Below are 3,626 nucleotides of genomic sequence, written 5' to 3' on the forward strand. Positions count from 1 at the left end.
CCGATCTCACGGCGTCATCAACCTGACCCGCATCCGCCCGAAGGTCTGGCGTGCCCGAGCCAGCTATCGCGACCATCGGGGCGTGCGCCGTGACGTCACCGCCCAGGCCCCCACCAAAGCCGCAGCTGAACTCAAGCTCAAGGCGAAGCTGGCGGCGTTGCCTGCCGCCGGTGCCGTCCTCAGTGGCTCCACCACCCTCAAAATCGCGCTCCAACGGTGGCTCGACGGGCTGGACGGGCTGGCGACTAACACGGTGCGTAATTACACGCTGTGGTCCTCACGGGTTGCCACGCATCTAGGCTCCTTGCAGTTGAGAGAGCTGACCGCAGGCACGATTGACGGGTACCTGTCGACGATTGAAGCATCCAGCGTCCGCTACAACCAGAGGCTCGTGCTCAAGATGGCTTTGGATGAGGCTGTGAGGCTTGGCGCAATCCCCCACAATCCCGTCCTATCTACCCGCACCGTCAAGACCAAGAAGAAAGAGGTGAGGGCGTTAACCCTGGAGCAGGTTCAAGAGCTGCGGCGACTCGTAGCTACCCCCTCCCCCACACCGACTTATGGTGGGTGGTTGCCTGATCTTGTCGATGTGCTTCTAGGCACTGGTTGCCGTTGGGGTGAGGGCGCGGGTCTGCGGTGGCAAGATGTAGACCTTGACGCTGGGACTGCCACGATCTGTGGAACACTCGTGCAAAAGGTTGGCTGGCAGGCTGACACAAAGACCCATGAGCCGCGTACCTTGCAGTTGCCTCCATTTGTCCTAGCCGTCCTGCGCAGGCGCAGGGCTGAGGCTGAAGAAGATGCGGTCTTCGTGTTCGAGCAAAGCGGCAAGTCTTTGGCGTACAACTCCGCTAGGACTTGGCTCATCCGCGCGCTGGAGGGCTCGGATTTGGAGTGGGTGACCTGGCATGTCCTCAGAAGGACGACAGCGACGTTCCTTGATGAGCATCTTGGTCTGGCTGAAGCGTCTCTGCAGCTTGGTCACGCCTCGGAGGCACAGACCTTGAGCGCGTATGTGGCTCGTCAGAATAAGGCTGGGTTCGCGGACGTGCTGGAGGGGCTGGCGGCGGCGTAATTTGGTCGCTATTTACTCGCCATTTTGAAACCAGTAAACCCCGAAAATAAACCAGTATTAGACCCTGGATAAAAAAGAAGAACCCCCGCATCTCCCCTAGTCAATCAGGGGAAATACGGGGGTTCATATAGTTTGCACACCTGTTACGTGTGCGCTCTCACATTAGAAAGCCTTGTTTACGAAAAAGCCTGACTTCCTTGATATTCCGGGGCAGAGAGTGGGTGTATCGGGGGTTAGTCCCCATTTACTCCCCACTTTGACGCTTTTATTCTATCTGCGAATAAGGCGTCTATTCCTCGTCGGTGTACATGCTCGGGTCCGTATTGAAATACGCAAGGATGGTGGTGATGATGGGGGTTACGGCTCCAGTCACAACAGCGGCCTGTTCGTTCGTCCAGATGCCGAAGACGACCAGCACCGCAGACAGTGCAGGAGCCAGCGCGTACAGTGATTTTCGAAACGCTGCCGCCTGCGATTCAGACATCTTACGCATTGTTCTCAATCTCCTTACCGAGCTCGTCTACTGCGTTCTGCAGCTTCTCCCAGGACGCACGCAGAGCCGAAACCTCTGCCTTGTCCAGCGGCGCGGGGACATTCTCGACACCACGCTCGACCTTTCCCTCCTTGATTGCATTGACGCGGTCGATAAGGCGGTCGAGCTGGTCGTACCAGCGGCCGGGGCAGGCAGTGTTGAAAAAGTCCTTGTGACCATGGACGTAGAAGGACTTGTTGTAGTAGGTCTCCAGGTCTGCGATTACCTGGGCGACGGTCTCAAAGTCCTCATTGCTCATTTCGGGGCGGCACTCGATGCCAATCGAGCGCTTATTTGCCGCCCAGTTGCCTGCATGCCAGGCGACGTCCTTAATCTCCACAAGCTGGGCGCAGCGGCCAGCTTCCACCACAAAATGTGCGGAGGTGCCGGGGCCGCCGGCAAAGAAATTACACACGTCCTCGAAGCGCTGACCGTCATTACCCCAATGGTGGATAACGATGGTGTCAATGTCGTTGATAGTGCGATTCTCCGAGGTGAACGAGGTGGCGTTCCACTCGGTGATGTCCTGATACTTCATATGAGGCTCCTTCTTAAATGTTGAAGCCCCCATGTTGGGGGCTAATCTTCCTTCTTCATAGCGCGGGCAAAAGATGAGCCACCCAGTTTTTCGATGGCGGTAATCCTGTCCTCGCTGGCATCATGGCGCTTGCGCGCATGCCGCATCTCATCCCGCAACCCGCCAATATCTCGCCGAAAATCGGCGTGCTCGGCGCGAGCTGTAGTAAAGTCCTCGGCGATGGTATCCAAGCGTTTCACCACGTTCAGCAGGGCGGTATTCGTCTCGCCCTGCATCTGTGTCAGTGCTTCGCTCACCTGCTCCACCTGCGCAAGAACCTTATCCAAGTCATCGCGCAAGTTCGTCTCATGGCTGTTGTTGGTCTGCTCCTTGATGGAGCGCACCTTCGAGTTCAGACGCTCCCATTGCGGGGCACCCCACTTAAGCCAGACAATCAGCAGGGAGAAGAGCACGGCTCCAACTGAGACGACGGCTTGGATGATGCCGTCCAGCACCGGGTGCCCGATGCGGGGAATCTCTGGCAACATACCCTCGCTTACTCTCCCGCGGCGGCGGTTTCTTCGGCGTTCGGCGCCTTGAAGAGCACACCAATCGCGTACATCAAATACTCGTCAGTCACACGGTTAGGGTCCGCACCAGGGGAAGCAAGCGCGGCACGCTTGGCATTCAGCTCGGCCTGCGCCTCATCCAGTGCAGCCACAGCCTTGGCATGCTCAGTGACGGCGTAGGCGTGTTCGTCTGCGATGGTCTGGGTGGAGCCTGCCCCGGCGGGCAGGGAGACAAGCAGTCCAATGTTTGCTTCCACGGAGTACTGTGCGTTGGGGATGCGCTGGCGCTGGGCGGCCTGGGTAGCGCGCTTGAGCAGGTCGGCGTCCTGGGACGCTGCGAGTTCTTGTGCGATGGTAGCCATGTCGGGTTACCGTCCTTTCTAAGTGAATAAATTTTTTTGGTGTTCCCGCGTCCCATGCTGTGTTTATGCTGGGGTGCCCGGCAGTGTGGTTGGGAACGGGTCGGTGGCTGGGTAGATGAGCAGCCCGCACCGCAGGTAGGTGCGGTTTACGGGGGAAAGGTCGAGGTTTCCGCGGCGCCAGGTGATACGATTCCCGTCACTCTGGGCGTGGAGAATGAGGATGCCTCGGGATTCTCCATCGTCTGTGACCACGGGGGCTATTACCGGCTGGTTGGATTGCCAACCGGGCGGGGTGGTCGCGGTAAGACGAATTTTTGCGCCTACGTCCCGATAGGTAGCATCTGTGATGTCGGGGCGGTCGTGGACGGTGATGGTGTCCCAGGTGCCGCCGCGGGCGGCGATGATGCACCAGTCACCAATCCGGCGGTAGAAGAGGTATCCGGCGGCGAGGGCGGGAGATTCGACGCGCCGCCAGCCGGTATCGCGCGGGGTTGCCCCTGATGCGAGGCGTTGGACAAGTGCGGCTGCTTCCGCGTCCAGCCCGCCCGGGTCGCCCTTGGGTCCGGGTTCA

At 59.2% G+C, this 3,626-nt stretch carries 6 protein-coding genes; 1 reads left to right on the forward strand and 5 read right to left on the reverse strand.

All coding sequences use genetic code 11. From position 1 onward, the window contains the following. Window positions 1-1,075 (forward strand): tyrosine-type recombinase/integrase (locus tag Q0216_RS03940; RefSeq protein WP_298593096.1); only part of this gene is annotated, 1,075 nt, incomplete at its 5' end. 289 nt (window positions 1,076-1,364) lie between these two features. Here Q0216_RS03940 and Q0216_RS03945 read toward each other — a convergent pair. The 5 genes from Q0216_RS03945 to Q0216_RS03965 all read right to left on the reverse strand — a co-directional run. Then, complete coding sequence (locus tag Q0216_RS03945; protein WP_298593098.1) at window positions 1,365-1,568, reverse strand: hypothetical protein; 204 nt, start codon at window positions 1,566-1,568, stop codon at window positions 1,365-1,367. Further along, window positions 1,561-2,145, reverse strand: a complete 585-nt coding sequence (locus tag Q0216_RS03950; RefSeq protein ID WP_298593101.1) for a peptidoglycan recognition family protein — start codon at window positions 2,143-2,145, stop codon at window positions 1,561-1,563. Before Q0216_RS03950 ends, Q0216_RS03945 begins: the two co-directional genes overlap by 8 nt. A 41-nt stretch (window positions 2,146-2,186) precedes the next feature. Next, the gene (locus Q0216_RS03955) at window positions 2,187-2,672 is read right to left on the reverse strand and encodes a DUF2746 domain-containing protein (RefSeq protein ID WP_298593103.1); all 486 of its coding nucleotides are present in this window, start codon (window positions 2,670-2,672) and stop codon (window positions 2,187-2,189) included. An 8-nt stretch (window positions 2,673-2,680) separates the two neighbouring features. After that, window positions 2,681-3,055, reverse strand: a complete 375-nt coding sequence (locus Q0216_RS03960; RefSeq protein ID WP_298593105.1) for a hypothetical protein — start codon at window positions 3,053-3,055, stop codon at window positions 2,681-2,683. 63 nt (window positions 3,056-3,118) lie between these two features. Further along, the coding region (locus tag Q0216_RS03965) for a hypothetical protein (RefSeq protein WP_298593107.1) at window positions 3,119-3,626 on the reverse strand (508 nt) is incomplete at its 5' end.

The sequence above is a fragment of the uncultured Rothia sp. genome, assembly GCF_937976295.1.
Classification (GTDB): domain Bacteria; phylum Actinomycetota; class Actinomycetes; order Actinomycetales; family Micrococcaceae; genus Rothia.